This window comes from uncultured Methanobrevibacter sp., from assembly GCF_937906425.1.
In the GTDB taxonomy this organism is placed as follows: domain Archaea; phylum Methanobacteriota; class Methanobacteria; order Methanobacteriales; family Methanobacteriaceae; genus Methanobrevibacter.
The window spans coordinates 1-16,228 of record NZ_CALCYR010000212.1 but is presented as its reverse complement, the minus strand read 5'-3'; the positions used below and the strand labels follow the sequence as shown (position 1 = coordinate 16,228).

At 30.4% G+C, this 16,228-nt stretch carries 14 protein-coding genes; 4 read left to right on the top strand and 10 right to left on the bottom strand.

Features of this window, described 5'->3' with window-relative positions; all coding sequences use genetic code 11:
* Positions 1 to 240 precede the first annotated feature (240 nt).
* From Q0138_RS06190 to Q0138_RS06175, 4 genes are all read left to right on the top strand, one after another.
* The gene (locus Q0138_RS06190; RefSeq protein WP_297982128.1) at positions 241 to 639 is read left to right on the top strand and encodes an OB-fold nucleic acid binding domain-containing protein; all 399 of its coding nucleotides are present in this window, start codon (positions 241 to 243) and stop codon (positions 637 to 639) included.
* 247 nt (positions 640 to 886) lie between these two features.
* A complete protein-coding gene (gene glmM, locus Q0138_RS06185) occupies positions 887 to 2,248 on the top strand; it encodes a phosphoglucosamine mutase (protein ID WP_297982127.1) in 1,362 nt (453 codons plus the stop codon).
* Between the two features lie 72 nt (positions 2,249 to 2,320).
* Complete coding sequence (locus tag Q0138_RS06180) at positions 2,321 to 3,142, top strand: adhesin (RefSeq protein ID WP_297982125.1); 822 nt, start codon at positions 2,321 to 2,323, stop codon at positions 3,140 to 3,142.
* A 109-nt stretch (positions 3,143 to 3,251) separates the two neighbouring features.
* Positions 3,252 to 3,917, top strand: coding sequence for an adhesin (locus Q0138_RS06175; RefSeq protein ID WP_297982124.1), 666 nt, complete (start codon positions 3,252 to 3,254; stop codon positions 3,915 to 3,917).
* 460 nt (positions 3,918 to 4,377) lie between these two features.
* Here Q0138_RS06175 and Q0138_RS06170 read toward each other — a convergent pair whose 3' ends face one another.
* The 10 genes from Q0138_RS06170 to Q0138_RS06125 all read right to left on the bottom strand — a co-directional run bounded on the left by Q0138_RS06170 (position 4,378) and on the right by Q0138_RS06125 (position 16,090).
* Positions 4,378 to 5,514, bottom strand: a complete 1,137-nt coding sequence (locus Q0138_RS06170) for a tetratricopeptide repeat protein (protein ID WP_297982122.1) — start codon at positions 5,512 to 5,514, stop codon at positions 4,378 to 4,380.
* A 251-nt stretch (positions 5,515 to 5,765) separates the two neighbouring features.
* The gene (locus tag Q0138_RS06165) at positions 5,766 to 6,476 is read right to left on the bottom strand and encodes an anaerobic ribonucleoside-triphosphate reductase activating protein (protein WP_297982120.1); all 711 of its coding nucleotides are present in this window, start codon (positions 6,474 to 6,476) and stop codon (positions 5,766 to 5,768) included.
* A 178-nt stretch (positions 6,477 to 6,654) separates the two neighbouring features.
* Positions 6,655 to 7,782, bottom strand: a complete 1,128-nt coding sequence (hisC, locus tag Q0138_RS06160) for a histidinol-phosphate transaminase (RefSeq protein WP_297982118.1) — start codon at positions 7,780 to 7,782, stop codon at positions 6,655 to 6,657.
* Between the two features lie 392 nt (positions 7,783 to 8,174).
* Entirely contained in the window at positions 8,175 to 8,651 is a 477-nt protein-coding gene (locus Q0138_RS06155; protein ID WP_297982116.1) for a gamma carbonic anhydrase family protein, read from the bottom strand.
* A 227-nt stretch (positions 8,652 to 8,878) separates the two neighbouring features.
* On the bottom strand, positions 8,879 to 10,192 hold the full coding sequence (gene glmU, locus Q0138_RS06150) for a bifunctional sugar-1-phosphate nucleotidylyltransferase/acetyltransferase (RefSeq protein ID WP_297982114.1): 1,314 nt from the start codon (positions 10,190 to 10,192) through the stop codon (positions 8,879 to 8,881).
* A gap of 537 nt (positions 10,193 to 10,729) precedes the next feature.
* Entirely contained in the window at positions 10,730 to 10,891 is a 162-nt protein-coding gene (locus Q0138_RS06145) for a rubredoxin (protein ID WP_297982112.1), read from the bottom strand.
* Positions 10,892 to 11,085: 194 nt separating this feature from the next.
* A complete protein-coding gene (glmM, locus tag Q0138_RS06140; protein ID WP_297982111.1) occupies positions 11,086 to 12,432 on the bottom strand; it encodes a phosphoglucosamine mutase in 1,347 nt (448 codons plus the stop codon).
* 130 nt (positions 12,433 to 12,562) lie between these two features.
* Positions 12,563 to 13,801, bottom strand: a complete 1,239-nt coding sequence (locus tag Q0138_RS06135) for a 2,3-bisphosphoglycerate-independent phosphoglycerate mutase (protein WP_297982109.1) — start codon at positions 13,799 to 13,801, stop codon at positions 12,563 to 12,565.
* Between the two features lie 431 nt (positions 13,802 to 14,232).
* Positions 14,233 to 14,931, bottom strand: coding sequence for a TIGR00297 family protein (locus tag Q0138_RS06130; RefSeq protein ID WP_297982107.1), 699 nt, complete (start codon positions 14,929 to 14,931; stop codon positions 14,233 to 14,235).
* A gap of 580 nt (positions 14,932 to 15,511) precedes the next feature.
* A complete protein-coding gene (locus Q0138_RS06125; protein ID WP_297982105.1) occupies positions 15,512 to 16,090 on the bottom strand; it encodes a 30S ribosomal protein S3ae in 579 nt (192 codons plus the stop codon).
* Positions 16,091 to 16,228: the final 138 nt, after the last annotated feature.

The following is a 16,228-nucleotide window of genomic DNA, read 5'->3' as shown; positions in this document are numbered from 1 at the left end:
TTAAATTTAAGTAAAGTTTATATCTTATTTTTTAATATATATTAATTTAAGTCCTTAAAAATTAAAATAATAATGTTTTAGAAAAATTTTTTTAAAATATTTTTTTATAACTCTCTTGATAGTTTTTAAAATTTTTTTTTAAATTTTTTTTTAAAATATTTTTTTATAACTCTTGATAGTTTTTAAAATTCTTTTTTGATTATTTTAATTTTTATTGGAAAATGGATTAATGGTGAAAAAATGGAAGTTACAGATCAATTAATATTTAAGGTTGCAATAGTCACTACTTTAATTGGAATTATAGGAATGCTTGTTTTTGCATCCTCTATTGAACCGAAGGAGATAGAAATCAAGGAGATTACAAGAAATAATATTGGTGAAATAGTTTCAGTAACAGGCGTTGTGGAATCGGTTAAGATGTCTTCAAGTGGAAAGTCCTGCTTTTTGGAATTGAATGATGGAACAAGCAAGATAAATGTTATTGTTTTTGAATCAACATTGGTTGAACTGGAGGATGTTGGAAATGACTTGAATGACTTTAAGAATCATAAGGTTAAGATTACAGGAAGTATAACTGAATATAACTCTGCAATGGAACTGATTTTGCAGAATGCCAATTCGATTAAATTGATTTATTAATGGATTAATTTTTTCATTTCAATTTAATTTTTGGGTTTTCGATTAAATTGATTTCTTAATGGATTAATTTTTTCATTTCAATTAATTTAAAAATTTAATTTTCAGTTTTTCTATTTTCTTTTTAATAAAATATTTAAAATTGTATAAACAAAACTAATACTAATCAATAAAATAATGACTTATTAATATTTTAACTAATTAATTTAATAATTCATATAATTCAAAAATTTATTTTAAGGGTTATATAATGGTAGAAAAAAGATTATTTGGTACATTTGGTGTAAGAAGAACTGCAAATGATGTTTTAACTCCTGAATTTGCTTCTCGTCTTGCTGCAAGTTATGGTTCTATTGTTCAGGGAACAGTAGCTATTGGTGGAGATACAAGAACCAGTACTCCAATGCTTAAACATGCAATCACTGCAGGTTTACTTTCTTCAGGTTGTGATGTGGTAGATTTAGGAATTCTTCCAACTCCTGCTATTCAATATGCTGTAAGAAATTATTATGATGGTGGAATTATTGTAACAGCTTCTCACAATCCTCCTAAATATAATGGGCTTAAGTTTGTGGATGAATTTGGTATAGGAACTCCTGATGATATGGAAATTGAAGTTGAAAAATTATATTTCGATTCTGAACCGATTCGTGCTTCCTGGGATAAGATTGGTGAAGTTTTCACTAATGAAAGTATAATTGATGAGTATATTAAGGAAACCTTAAAAAGAGTTGATGTTGAAGCAATCAGGGCAAGAAAACTTAAGGTTGTTGTTGATTGCGGTTCAGGTGCAGGCTCATACACCGCTCCTTACATTTTAAAGGAATTAGGTTGTGAAGTAACTACTCTTAATTGTCAGGCTGATGGTTTCTTCCCTGGAAGAGATCCGGAACCAATTGAAGCAAATCTTCAGGATTTGATTGCAACTGTCAAGGATTTGGGTGCAGACATTGGTCTTGCTCATGACGGTGATGCAGACAGAACCATTTGTATTGATGAGAAAGGAAACTTTATTTTAGGCGATAAGACCTTTGCATTGGTTGAAAGACAAATGTTAAAGGAAAATGACGGAGGCATTATCGTAACAACTGTAGCCACTTCTCAGGCTATCTATGATATTGCAGATGAATTTGGCGGTGAAGTTATTGCAACTGCAGTTGGAGACTTGCTTGTTGCAAGAAAACTTAAGGATACTGATGGTTTATTCGGTGGAGAGGAAAACGGTGGTTTGATTTTCCCTGACTTTATCTATGGTAGGGATGCTGCAATGACTGTAGCCAAGATTCTTGAAATTTTGGTTAAGGAAGATAAGCCTTTATCTGAACTTGTTGACGAACTTCCAGTTTATTATCAGGAAAAATTGAAAATAGAATGTGCTGATGATTTAAAGCAAGAGGTAATGTCCAAGATTGCAGATGAAATAAAAGAAACAACCGACTTTAAACTTGACACTACCGATGGTGTAAAAATCCTTAAGGAAGACGGTTGGGTTATTATAAGACCATCCGGTACTGAACCGATATTTAGATGTTTCGCTGAGTCTGATTCAATGGAAAAAGCAAGTGAAATGGCTAATTGGGGAATAAGTTTGGTGGAAAAATATAAAAATTAATTATTAAATCTTTATATTTTTCTTTTTTATTATTTAATGTTGAATTTGATTTGATGATTTGTCTTTTTAAAAATGTTTTCTGATAACAAAAATAAATTGATACTTATTTTAGTAATTATTTTGGCCTTTTCCATTGTATTTTTAGCTTATGCAATTTATACAAATAACGATGCCAATTCAATAAATAATTCAAATGTTGCCGGCGCTGATTTTGCTAGTCTTTATTCTAATCTGTCATTTGCCGATGGGCCTACAGATGAGGCTAAAATAGACTCATCCAATATTGGCTCTAAATTATTGGGGGAGAATGATTTAGGAACTGTTGAACTTTTCGGACCGTTTGGAAATCCTGATTCGGACATTAAGATAGCATATTCAATAGGTATGCATCCTTATGAAAGTAAGGTTCATAGGGCTTTATTTGATACAATGGTGTTTAAGAATAGCTCCCTGAATTATTGTTATTATATTTATAAGATTAATGTAACTAATCCTAATCTTGATGATGAAGGTCGTATGAGCGGTCAATTGCTTGCTCAAGAGTTTGTGGCGCCTCATATTATCAATGGATCATATGATCTTTTTGTAGATGTTCACAGCAATAAGGGAACTGTTGGCGGAACCTATGAGAAAACCAACTTTATTTTTGCAGTGGGGCAGGATGAAAAGTCAGAGGTCTTTGTAAGGGCATTGTTAAATGAACTTCCAGAACTTGAGTATTATTTCCCTGCAGCACAATCAAGCCCTCCTTATATTACATTGCCTGTAGAGGAGGCAGGAACTCCTACAATTAATTATGAAACCTTTTCATATGAGAATATCAGTACAACTTATAAATTGGTAAACAATTTAACTGATAAAATTGATAATTTGGACTTTAATAGTTTAAAATAGTTTTAATTTTATTTAAATGCAATATTCAAAATTTTTAAGTATTTATTTTATTTTATTTTTTTTTATTTTAATTTATTTTATTTTTTTATTTTATTTTCAGGTGTTAAAAATGTTTAATAAAAATTTTCCTCCATATCCTACTGATGAAGCGAAGGTTGATTCTTCCAGTTTTGAAGCTGAATTGATTGGAAAAAATGATTTAGGTACAGTTCACCTTCACGGACCCTTTGGAAATTTGGATTCAAATATAAAAATAGCCTATTTGATTGGTATGCATCCTCTTGAAAGCAAGGCTCACAGGGGTTTGTTTGATACAATAATTGATAAGGGTTCTTCTTTAAATTATTCTTACTATATTTATAACATTAATGTGATAGGGGAGCTTGATGAGGAAACTGAAGGTCGTATGGATGGCCAATTGCTTGCTCGGGAATTTGTAGCTCCACACATTATTGAAAATAAATATGACTTTTTTGTTGACATTCATAGTAATAAGGGTTTAAAAGGTCCTGGAACTTATGAGAAGACCAATTTCATCTTTGCACCAGGATTTGATGATGAATCAAGTGAAATAATCAATGTTTTGCTTGAAAGAATTGAGGAACTTGTTTATTATGCTCCTGAATATAGGACAAGCCCTCCTTATATCACTCTTCCAGTGGTTGAAAGTGGAATTCCGACAATTGTTTATGAGACCTATTCCTATGAGCCAATGGAAAAGACTTATGGATTGAGTGAAAAACTAGTTGATGTAATTGACAATCTAGAGTTTTAATTTTTTTACTTTTCTATTTTTTATTAATTATTTTATTTTTTTTCAAATTATTAATGATTTTTTTAATTTCTATTTTTTATTAATTTTTAATCCGGCTATTTTTAGCATTGAATTTATAATTAATTATTTTAATTTTAACTATTATTAAAATAGATTCTTTTATTGGTTTACTATATTTAATGTATCGTTATTTCAATTTAATTAAAAGTTTAATTATTTTTCAATATTTTTGATAAGCCAATCTACATATCTTAATTCATAAGTGGAAAAAACTTAAAAAATAGTGCAATTTTCGGATTTTTGTAAAAATTGTCTTCAAAAATAGTTTATTTTTTGTGGTTATTTTAAGATTAAATAAGAAATTGTCTTTAAAAATAGTTTATTTTTTGTAGTTATTTTAAGATTATATAAAGTTCTTTAAAATTCAGTAAAACTTATTTAAAAAATAGTCTGAGTTTAATTACATGTTTTCTAAACATTCCATTTTTAAGACTCTAGCGTCGTCATTTGAAGGATCAAGGGCAAGCACTTTGGTAAAAAGGATTTCAGCTTCGTCGAATTTGTCAAGTTCCATTAAAACCACTCCTTTATTAAGTAAAAAAGAAGTGTTGTGAGGTTCTAAGTTAATTGCATTGTCATAACATTCAATCGCTTCTTCAAACCTGCCTAAATCTAACAATGCATTTCCTTTTCTGTTTTGTGCTGATGCATCTAATTCAGAATCGTTTAAGCATAATTCCAATGCTTTATCATAGGCTTCAAGAGCCTCTTCAGGTCTTTCCATATCTGTAAGCACATTTCCTCTTGCATTCCATACTTCAGGGTTTGAATCGTCAAGCGTAAGCAATTTGTCATAAACTTCTAAAGCCTTGTCAAGCTCTGATAGAATTTCTAAAATGAATCCTCTCCAATAAAGGACAACAGTATTGTCAGGATTTGCCTTTAATGCATTGTCACTTGCAACCAATGCTTCCTCCACATTTCCAGAGTTAAGCATAGCTATTGCCTTATTGTTCCAGATGTACTCATTGTCGCTTTCTAGTTCAAGGGCCTTGTCATAACATTCAATTGATTCGTCAAAACGGTCCAATCTACTTAAGTTGTCTCCTTTTTTGTTTAAAAGGTAAACGTCATCAGGATCTATTTTTAAAGCTGCATTGTAACATAATACTGACTTGTCATATTTGCCTGTATCAAATAGAATGTCTGCCCTTTGTGTAATCATTTCCTTTTGATCTATTTTTTCCCCTTTCCACTTTTCAATGTCCAGTTTTTCAAAATAGATTACTTGGAATAGGTCATTGTCAGATATTCTGTCAGGATACATTTTCTTGAATTCCTTTACCATTTCCGTGGAATCCTCATATCCCTCTTCTCGAGCAAGGGCATCATTGTTTTTTAGCTCTTTAAAAGAAATAGTTTTTACGTCAATAACTTCAGCCTCAAAGATTTTTTTCTTTTCCTTTGATGCTAAGTTCCAATAACAATGGAGTCGGTCTCCTTTCTTTAAAGGGGTTTTCCATAATTTCCTTATAGTCATTGCTCTTTTATTAGTAATAATATTGATATTTTGACTTCCAAAGGACATTATAGGCATTAAATCACCCTTTATTTAGATAATAAAAATAGTTGTAATAGGTTCTAATCTTGTTATACAAGTTTTATTATTACATATATTAGTTTCTTGTGAAAAAGTTATAAATTTATCTATTTTATTTTTATAAATTAAAACTTTTTTTTTTAAATCGTTATGTTTTTTTAGTGTTTGTGTAGTTTTTTTTTAATTTTTATTAAGTTTAAATAAGTTATTTTAATTCAATTTTTTCTAGTTTTCTTTTAAATTATACTTTATAAGCTTTTTTGACCGAATTCTGCAGTTTTTACATTAATGTCCTGATTTGGAAATGCTTCTTTTAGTTTTTTAGCTATTTCTTCCATTTTATGTGCATTTGGCTCTTCAGATTCTGCCAATGAGTCATCCAATACACATCTGTTTCTGAATTGTTGGATTGTATATAAATCACAATCCACCTCTTCACATATTTGGAAGAGGTCCTCTTCATTAAGTAGTGCAGGACAATATGTGGTTCTGCATTCCAAATAGACATCTTTGTATTTTTTGATTATCTCCATGGATTTCTTTACATTTTCACCAATGTCTGATTTAATAACTTCATTATATTTTTCAAAGGGAGCCTTGACATCCATGGCAACATAATCAACCAATCCTAATTCCAATATTTTTTCAAGCCTTTCAGGGTAAACTCCACTTGTATCCAATTTGCTTTTAAGGCCAATCTCTCTAACGTATTTGAATATTTCAATAACGTCATCCACTTGGACAAGTGGTTCTCCTCCAGAGACTACAACAGCATCCATGAAAAGGGCAGAGTCATCTATTTTTTCACGAATTTCTTCAATGCTTATTTCAATTCCTTCCTCTAGGATTTCACTGTTACTGCAGTAAGGACATCTTAATGGACATTTTGCCAAGAATATTACAAAGGACATATTCTTGGGATATTCGATTGAAGAAGTTACTGTTGCACTATATTCCATTTTATCTACTCTTTTTATTTGTTTAAGATTAAATTCTTATTTTAATTGTTTTTTTTTAATTATTTTTTTTAGAAAAGTGTTATTTTAATTGTTTTTTTTAATTATTTTTTTAATTATTTAATATGAGTGTATTTCAATTATTTTTCCAAATATGATTATTTTTTTAAAAATTACTCTTTTATTCCTCATTTAGGATTTCTTTCATTGCCTTGATGAATTTAGCGTCTTCTTCAAGAGTACAAATACTTATTCTAATGTAATATTCGTCAATTCCCTTGAATGAAGTACAGTCTCTTACAATCATTCCTCTTTTCATGAATTCCTCTGTAAGTTCTGCAGCTGTAAATCCAGTGTCATGAATGTCAATTAACATGAAGTTTGAATATGATTTATAGATTTTAACGGATTTCATTTTGAAAATCTCATTGTATAGGTATTCCCTGCTTTCAATTCCCTTTTTAATTGAGCTTTCAATGTATTCGGTGTCTTTTATTGTATTTAATGCAGCCACATATGAAAGTTTTGTAAGTGAGAAAACAGGTTTTATCCTGTGCATGTATTCAATGATTTCAGGGCTTGAAATGCCGTATCCTATTCTCATTCCAGCAAGACCCATTACCTTGGACATTGTTCGGATGATGAATATGTTGTCATATTCCTTAAGGAGATTTACATTGTTTGTTTCGGAGTATTCAAAGTATGCTTCATCTATAACTACTATTGCATCACAGACTCCTCCCTTGTCTTTACTGGTTTGATTTAGGATTGTTCTAAGTTCGTCCTGTGAGATCAATGCTCCAGTTGGGTTGTTTGGAGTGCATAAGAAGAGCATTTTGGTTTTTTCATTTATTGCATCCAATACTGAATCCAAGTCTAAAGTGTTACTTTCCATATTCCATCTTGCATAGTGTGGAATTGCTCCATATGGTTTGAATAGGAACTCATAGTACATATAGGAAGGTAAAGGAACAATAAATTCATCTCCCTTTTCTATAAATGTTTTTGCCAAGGTGTCAATAAGCTCATCTGCTCCATCTCCACCAATGATTATTTCTTCAGGGCTTACATTTGAATATCTTGCAAATTCTTTTTTCAATTCCTCCAAATCGGATTCAGGATATCTGTTAATGTTTTTTAATTCAGCTTCAATAGCCTCTTTTACTTTTGGTGAAGGTCCAAATGGATTTTCATTAGATCCTAACTTGATGATGTCTTCCTTGTTTACCCCAAATTCCTGTGCAATTTCCTCTTTGGATCTTCCTGGAACATATGGGTCTAATTCTTCTACAGCTTTACGAACTTGCATGCTTTTACTCCTAAAATTTTTTCTTTGATCTGATAAGTATAATCATTTTAATTTTTTATATTTTTTCATATTTTTTTAATAGTTTCTAGTTTTTTGTAATTAAAAAAGTAAATTGAATTAGTATAGTTTTCATTAGTAATTATTATATTTTTAATTATTATTAAAACTTAAGAATTTCAGAGACTTTTTTAATTTTTTTTATTTAGAAAGTTTTAAAATGACTTAATTTTTTTTAAAATCAGTATTTTTAAAAGTTTAATAATTAAAATAAATTTAAATTTAATATTATAACTAAAAATTAGAAAAATAAGAAAAATAATGTAAATAAGAAAAATAATAAAAATAAGAAAAGTAATGTAAATAAGAAAAAAAGAAAAATTTAATGAATATGATTAGTCTTCATATTCATTTGAAAGTTCTACATAGTGTTTAGCATTCAAAAGGATGTGGTCTCTTTGTTCTTGGGTAGTTTCTTTTATTAGTTTTCCAGGAACTCCTAAAATCAAACTGTTTTCTGGAAATTCCTTTCCTTCACTAACAACTGCTCCAGCTCCTACAATAGAGTTTTTGCCTATTTTGGCGCCATTTAAAACAGTTGCATTCATTCCAATAAGGACATTGTCCTCAATGGTACATCCATGAACTACAGCTCCATGTCCTATGGATACATAATCTCCAATACTGAGAGTTAATCCTGAAGAAGAGTGTAATACACAATTGTCTTGAACATTTGAGTTTTCACCAATTCTTATTGGTGCAACATCTCCACGAATAACTGCTCCATGCCAGATGGAACAATTTTTACCAATTTCTACATCTCCCAATACTTGAGCACCAGGGAATATTTTTACGGGTTCATTGAGTTTCATAATACTCCTCACTTTTTTTAATTAATAAATTCTTTGTATGTACCAATAATATTTCTTGAACTTTTATTGATAACTTACTTTATTTTGTTTGTATTTATCAATAGTTTTTCTTGGACTTTTATTGATAACTTACTTTATTCTATTTGTATTTTTCACTAATAAAACTTTTCATGCTTCTTTAATTTACATGTAATTTCATGTAAACTTTACTGGGTTAATAATAAAACTTATTCTCCATCTTCAACTTCTTCAAGGGAGATTTGTCCGGTTTCTTTTTTGTTTTGTATAATATGTTCCTGTTTTACCAAAACCCTCATGTCAGATGCTAAATCTTCGTATAGTAAAACTCCAGAACCTATGGTTGAACGTACTCCTATTTTTACACCTGGACTTAAACTTGAGTTGATTCCGGTTTTTACGCTGTCTCCAACGATTGCTCCAAGTTTCCTTCTACCACTGTCAATTCTCTTGTTTTTGATTGTGGTCTTAACTGTTTTATTGTCAAATCTTAGATTTGCAATATTTGTTCCGGCAGCAATATTGCAGTTTGAACCGAGAATGGAATCTCCGACATAACTTAAATGGCTAACATTTGTGTTTTCCATAATGATTGAGTTTTTGATTTCCACTGCATTTCCAATGTGTACATTGTCTCCAAAGTAGGAGTTTCCTCTAATGTATGAGTTTGGTCCAATGTCACAGTTTTTACCGATATAAACAGGTCCTTTAATGTAAACTCCTGAACGGATAAGGCTTCCTTCATCCAAGAACACTTCTCCATGGATTGTAGCTCCCTCTTCGACTTTTCCTTTAATTTCTCCTTTAATGTCGTTAAGTAAAGCCTCATTGATTTCAATCAATTCCCATGGTTTTCCTATGTCCATCCATTCTTTTGAAGTCTTATGCCCTTTCACGATTTTTCCATCTTCAATCTGCATGGATATTGAATCAGTAATCTCATATTCTCCTCTTGGTGAGATTTCTGTTTTGTCAATCTTATCAAAAATGTCTTTATTGAATATATAGATTCCAGTATTGATCATATTGCTTGGAGCCTCTTCCAGTTTTGGCTTTTCAACAATTCTTGTAATTTTTGCTCCATCCAATTCAACAACACCGAATGCGCTTGGATCTTCCACTTCAGTAATAACCATTAATGTGTCAACATCTGATTGTTCATAATCTGAAATGATTTCTCCAAGTATTTCTGAATCAAGGATAATGTCTCCATTAAGAGTAATTAGGCTGTCTTCAATAAATTCCTTTCCATAACCTATTGCATTTGCAGTTCCTTCCAGTTTTCCTTGGGTTGCATAGCTTATGTTTACTCCAAATTCTTTTCCATCCTTGAAATAATTTTTTACAATCTCTTCCTTATATCCTACAATAAGAAGAATGTCTTTTACACCACAATCTCTTAAAGCTTCTATATTATATTGTATAATTGGTTTTCCAGCAACAGGCAGCATTGTTTTTGGTTTTGTAAGAGTAAGGGGTCTCATACGTGTTCCTTCGCCTGCACTTAAGATTATAGCTTTCATCGAATTCCTCCTTAATGAATTTTTTTAAGTTTTTAGCTGTTTTTTTAGCTTTTAGCTATTTTTAAGCTTTTTAAAAAATCATTTTTATATTTTGATTTAAATTAAAATTTTAATTAATTAATTAATTTTTTTAACTTGACTTTAAGTTAAAAATTTTTTAAAAATTAAATTACATTAATTAATATTAGTTGTTATTCATTTAAATAATTATTTAAATCTTTTTGGCAATTGTGTTTAGTTTTTAGATTATAAAATAGTTTTATATTATACTAATTATTAAAAGAAGTGTTGCTATGGGGTTTTAAAAAGTTTTTTATAAAATTGATTTAAATGTTTATTTTAATTAAATTTAGTTTGAACAAGTTTAAATTCAATAAAATTAGTTATAATTAGTTATAATTAGTTATAATTAGTTAGAATTAGTTATAATTAGTTAAAATTATTTAAATAAGTTAAAAATAAGCATTAAATATTCAATAAAATAAGAAAAAATAAAATTAAAAATTTTTAAAAAAAATTAGTTTTTTTGAAAAAGATCTAATCGTCTTCTTCAATAATTCCTTCTATACCTGCAGCACATTGAGGGCATACCCAGTCGTCAGGGAAGTCTTCTAAAGGTCCAGCTGGTACTTTGTAAGCTGGGTCACCTGTTTCAGAATCCCAGGTATATTCACAATGCATACACACATATTTTACCATATAATCACCTTTTTTTGTTATTAATAAATTTATTACAAATCAATCAATACTTTTATTATGTTAAAACTAATATAAAAACTATTACATTTTTATCTATCTATAATTGTATTAATAAAATTTTTTTATCATTGATTTTTGTGATTTTAATATTTATTTCTTGTAAATTTATTATTTTCAGTATTTGTTCTTTATTCTTAAAGATTTTCTTTAATTAAGTTTATGCAAGTCTCTTTAATGGATTCGGCCTTTTCTTCGGTTTTTGCCTCTAATGTTATTCTTACATAATCTTCAGTACCTGAAGGTCTAACCAAAACCCAACTTCCGTCATCAAAACTTAATCTGATTCCGTCAATTGTATTGATTTCCTTAATGTCATCAAAGGCATTGGATAAAAGCTCATCCATATTTTCCATAACCTTGATTTTTTCTTCCTTGGAACAGATTACTTTTTCCCTAATGTTTGGATAGTCTGGGAAGTTCTCAAGGAGTTTGGATAATTTTCCTTCTTTTGAAACGATTTCAGCCATTCTAAGACCGGATAGGATTCCGTCTGGACACATACAGAAGTCTGGATGTAACCATGTACCTGAAGGCTCTCCGCCGAAGCTCGCATTTTCCTTAATGATAACGTCTGCAACGTTAACGTCTCCAACCTTGGTTCTAAGGACCTTTCCTCCAACTTCTTCCATTGCTTCATCCATACATAATCCTGCATCGACTGTAGTGACTACAGTTCCGCCGAATTTTCTTGAAACGAGAGCTAAAAGTTTGTCAAAGTCTGAAACATTACCCTTTTCATCAACGGTAATCATTCTGTCTGCATCACCGTCATGTGCAATTCCCAAGTCAGATCCTGTTGCAACAACTGCTTTCATAAGACTTGATAGGTTAGCCTCATTAGGTTCAGGGTTTCTTCCAGGGAAGAATCCGTCAACCTGTGAATTCAGGGTAATTACTTCACATCCTGCCTTTCTAAATACAAGTGGGGAAATTTCAGATCCTGCGCCGCAAGCACAGTCAATAACAACCTTAAGCCCTTCCTTGATGTCAACAACATCCAATAAAGCGTCAATATATTGCTTTTTAATTTCGTCGTTGTGGCTTATAGTACCTATTTTGTCCCAATAAACCTCTCCGAAATCATTGGAATAGTAAATCTCCTCAATTTCAGTTTCCTGTTCTGGAGTGTAAGCCATTCCATTTGCATTCCAAAGCTTGATTCCATTATAATGGGAAGGGTTATGTGAAGCTGTAAGCATTACTCCTGCATCTGCACCTAATTTCAAGGTTGCATATCCTACAAGAGGGGTTGGAACCATGGAAATTTTAATTACATCTACTCCATGTTCTGTTAAACCTGCTGTAATGGCCTGTTCCAACATTTCATTTGTAGTTCTTGTATCGTATCCAATAACTACCTTTCCAGTGTTGTTTAGATATTTAGCTAAAGCCTTTCCTATTTTTAATGCCAATTCGGAATCTACTTCAGAACCAACTTTTCCCCTGATTCCTGAAGTTCCGAATAATTTTTTATTTGCCATAGTTTAGCCTCTAAGATTTAAGTTATTTTAATAAAACTGATTTTTAATTAATATTTTATAGTGCTATTAAATGATTTTATCTTTATTTAGATAATTTTTGTCTTTATTTTAAAGATTTTTTTATCTTTATTTAAGCTCCGAATTTATGTGCATAACCCATTAAATCAGTAAGGATATTCATCACGTCAGAACCTCTGATTCTACATAGGCCTCCTTTAGCCACTGCATATTCATTGTATTCCTTTACATCATCAACTCTTACTTCAGGACCATTGATCAATACTGGAACTGGGTCTCCAGAGTGGTTTTTAACGGATATTGGAGTTGAATGGTCTGCAGTTAGGAAAATATAAACATCTTCCAATTTAAGAAGTTCGCTCATAACAACCTTGTCAACCTTTTCAATGAATTCCAATTTTTCACGAGCATTACCATCGTGACCTGCTTCGTCTGCTCCGTCAATATTGATGAGGAAGAAGTCATGGTCGCTATTTTTAACTTGGTCTAGGATGGTATCTCTTATGTTTTCGAGATTGGTGTCCACTCCACCGGTCACATCTTCCATTTCAATGATGTCCATTCCAGCAAAGCGTCCAATACCCATGATAAGTCCAGTTTCTGCAATACATGCAGAATTGACTTCGTATTTATCGTTAATTAATTCCACTTCTGGAACTGCCCCTGCACCACGAGGAATAATGATATTTGCAGGTGCCTCTCCATCTTCAATTCTTTTAAGATTGACTGGATGATCTTTAACCATTTCATAGGATTTAGCCACTAATTTGTTTAGGATGTCTGCAGTTTTTTCTGCTTCAGGACTTCCGTCAAGAGCTTTAACCTCTTTAGGTTTGTTTCCTTCAACCTTAGGGTCAGCATCACTTACTTTGCCTGACAATCCTTCTCCTCTAAGTACTAAAACAGCTCTGTGGCCTGTGGATTCTTTGAATATTATTTCAATGTCCTCATATCCTTCGATTTTCATTGTGTTAAGGGTTGCCACAATTTCATCGGTTCCATCTCTGATTCTTCCTGCACGTCTGTCGGTAATGATTCCATCTTCATCAGAAGTTGAGAAATTACATCTGAATGCAATATCTCCTGGTATAACATCTACACCTACACCAGATGCTTCAAAAGGACCTCTTCCTGTATAAACTTCGTATGGGTCGTAACCTAAGATTGATAAGTGTGCTGTATCACTGCCTGGAATGATTCCTGGAGCAATGGAGTCCATTAATCCGGTTATTCCTCTTTCTGCCATTTTATCCATGTTTGGAGTATTTGCAGCTTGAAGTGTAGTCTGATTATTAAGTTCTTTTAGAGGGCGTCCTCCCATCCCATCCATAACTAATATTATTCCTTTCATTTTCTCACCAATTCTGACTTTGTAATTAAATTAGTTAATAAGTTTTAATTTTTTTTTAAAATTTTTAAAATTTTTAAAATTTATAGAATTTATATTCATATAAATTACTATTAATAAATAATATGATTTTATATACTTATAAAATTTGTTTTTATGACTTATGAAAAAGTGATTTTGATTGGATGAATTTTGAAATTTGATTAAAAACACTTTTTTTTAAATCATGTTTGTAAAAAAGATTTTTATGAATTGTTTTTTAGTAAAAATGAGATTGTTTTTATGTAGTTTTCTTAAAAAAAGATTTTTATGAGTTGTTTTTTAGTAAAAATAAGATTTGTTTTTATGTAGTTTTCTTAAAAAAATATTTTTAAATTTTATTTTTAAATAAAAAGTGAATTAAAATTGATTTATAAAAAAGTAGTTTAAAACGGTTACATTACTGAAATAACTCCAATAAGTGCTCCACAAGCTGTTGCTAATAGATTAACATGTTCATTATTGATCCAGCCTTTTCTTTCAAGTACTGCTCCAAGTATGCTGTCTACAAAACAACCTATTGTTCCTGCAATAACTGAAATCTTAATTGCAGTAAGTGGATTGCCAATAATTCCAAGTAAAAATGCTGCAAATCCTATGACTCCAGCACCTACGATTCCTGCTGAAGTTCCTAAAATGGATATTGCTCCATCAGTTCCTGCTGGAACTTTTTCAAAACTGGTGATTAATCTTGGTTCTTGAAGAACCCCTATTTCACTTGCCAAGGTGTCTGCAGTTGCTGTAGCCACAGCTCCAATGAAACCTCCAACCAATGGCAGGTAATAACCTCCAAATGCAGCCATTAGAAATGCTATCAATCCATTTGAGATAACGTTTTTAGCGGTTCTGGTTCCTTCATATTCTCCAAGTTCACTTTTGTATGGTTTTGCAAAACGAGTGGCAAATAGACTTAAAATAAGGAATAATACAATTAAAATTAGCCAATTAACTCCTGCAGAGAAGATAATTGTAACTCCCATAAATATCATTATTAAAGAACCTAAAAGATCCAAGCTTTTTCTTTTATAGGTGATTACCCCCAAAATAAAAAGGAGCACTACATATCCCCAATTTATCATTAAAGTCTCTTGCATTTTTATCACTCGGTAGTTAAAATTATTCTATATTATATAGTTTATTATTTAAATAGTTTATCTTATTTTATTAGTTTATTTAAGTTTAATTTTATGTTTATTTTATTTTAAATAAATTATTTTAATCAATTTTTTAAAATAATTAACTTATTATCTTTTATTTGTTGATTGTTGATATTTTATAAAAGGTTTTTATTTTTTAAAAGCAATATTTTGTAAACTTTTGTTTATATGCTTTATAAAAAAGGGATTTTTGAAAATTGCTGAATTAATAGGATAAAAAATTAGTGAAATAGAAAAATTAGTTTGATTCATATTGTGATTGTAAGAATTAATATATGAGTGAAATTTAGTTTTAATAATAATGTGCTTGTAAGAGTTACTAAAATTAGTAAAAATTTGTTTAAATAAAATTAATTAAGGTAAAACTAAGTAAAACTAAGTAAGGATAAGTAAGTATGTAGAATAAGTAAGAATAAGTAAAAATAAGTAAAAAAATTAAGAATAAATAAAAATAAGTTTAATAAAAGTGAATTGAATAAAAATAAGTTAATAAAAGAAAAAAAAGAAAATATTAGACTTAATCTAATACTTTACTTTTGATGATTTCCACTCTTTTGAGAGGATAGATTTTTTTAGCTTTGTGATAAATTTCAGAAGCTAATCTACCGTTTACAGAGTTTTCTACAAGTTCATCAAAGGTTTTTTCGCTAGCTACTTTAGTAACTAACTCGTTAATGGTTTCTCTCATGTATTTTTGTTGAGAGGATTTTGCTCTTCTAGTGGTAACAGCTAAAACATGAAGTTTTAATTTACGTTCGTCTTGGGTTGTTACATAAACTGGAGCATCGATTCTACTGGTTCCTCTTCTAATCATGCTTCTTACATAATCAGTAGTGGTTTTGTGTCCAGTGAATTTTGTGTTTGCAATGTTTCCTGCAACATTGTCCACTTCAAATTGTAATTTGATGTATTGTTTGGAGAAATCTCCAGTTAATTCTCTCATGGTTACTTCTACAGTTCTTCCGTATACAAGTTCAGGATCTCTTGCTGGAGTGGTACCGATTTCCTTATCTCCAAATGCAACAGGGGTTTTAATAGTATACCATGATTTTTCTTTCCAAGTGTCACGTACTCTACGTCTTGCTTTCTTTGCCATCTTATCTACCTCTATATATTTTGACGTAATTATTTTTTAGAATAATTATTTAATTGTTTTAAATCTTTTAATAAAAGATTAATTTGTATAAATTTTTAATAAAATAAGATCGGAAGAGCGTCGTGTAGGGAAAGAGTG

Bases quoted from the DNA above. Each gene is read 5' to 3' on its own strand.
- Q0138_RS06180 (WP_297982125.1), top strand. From the start codon at position 2,321: ATGTTTTCTGATAACAAAAATAAATTGATACTTATTTTAGTAATTATT.
- Q0138_RS06130 (WP_297982107.1), bottom strand. From the start codon at position 14,931: ATGCAAGAGACTTTAATGATAAATTGGGGATATGTAGTGCTCCTTTTT.
- Q0138_RS06145 (WP_297982112.1), bottom strand. From the start codon at position 10,891: ATGGTAAAATATGTGTGTATGCATTGTGAATATACCTGGGATTCTGAA.
- glmM (WP_297982111.1), bottom strand. From the start codon at position 12,432: ATGGCAAATAAAAAATTATTCGGAACTTCAGGAATCAGGGGAAAAGTT.
- glmU (WP_297982114.1), bottom strand. From the start codon at position 10,192: ATGAAAGCTATAATCTTAAGTGCAGGCGAAGGAACACGTATGAGACCC.
- Q0138_RS06165 (WP_297982120.1), bottom strand. From the start codon at position 6,476: ATGGAATATAGTGCAACAGTAACTTCTTCAATCGAATATCCCAAGAAT.
- Q0138_RS06190 (WP_297982128.1), top strand. From the start codon at position 241: ATGGAAGTTACAGATCAATTAATATTTAAGGTTGCAATAGTCACTACT.
- Q0138_RS06155 (WP_297982116.1), bottom strand. From the start codon at position 8,651: ATGAAACTCAATGAACCCGTAAAAATATTCCCTGGTGCTCAAGTATTG.
- Q0138_RS06170 (WP_297982122.1), bottom strand. From the start codon at position 5,514: ATGCCTATAATGTCCTTTGGAAGTCAAAATATCAATATTATTACTAAT.
- Q0138_RS06125 (WP_297982105.1), bottom strand. From the start codon at position 16,090: ATGGCAAAGAAAGCAAGACGTAGAGTACGTGACACTTGGAAAGAAAAA.
- glmM (WP_297982127.1), top strand. From the start codon at position 887: ATGGTAGAAAAAAGATTATTTGGTACATTTGGTGTAAGAAGAACTGCA.
- Q0138_RS06135 (WP_297982109.1), bottom strand. From the start codon at position 13,801: ATGAAAGGAATAATATTAGTTATGGATGGGATGGGAGGACGCCCTCTA.
- Q0138_RS06175 (WP_297982124.1), top strand. From the start codon at position 3,252: ATGTTTAATAAAAATTTTCCTCCATATCCTACTGATGAAGCGAAGGTT.
- hisC (WP_297982118.1), bottom strand. From the start codon at position 7,782: ATGCAAGTTCGTAAAGCTGTAGAAGAATTAGACCCATATGTTCCAGGA.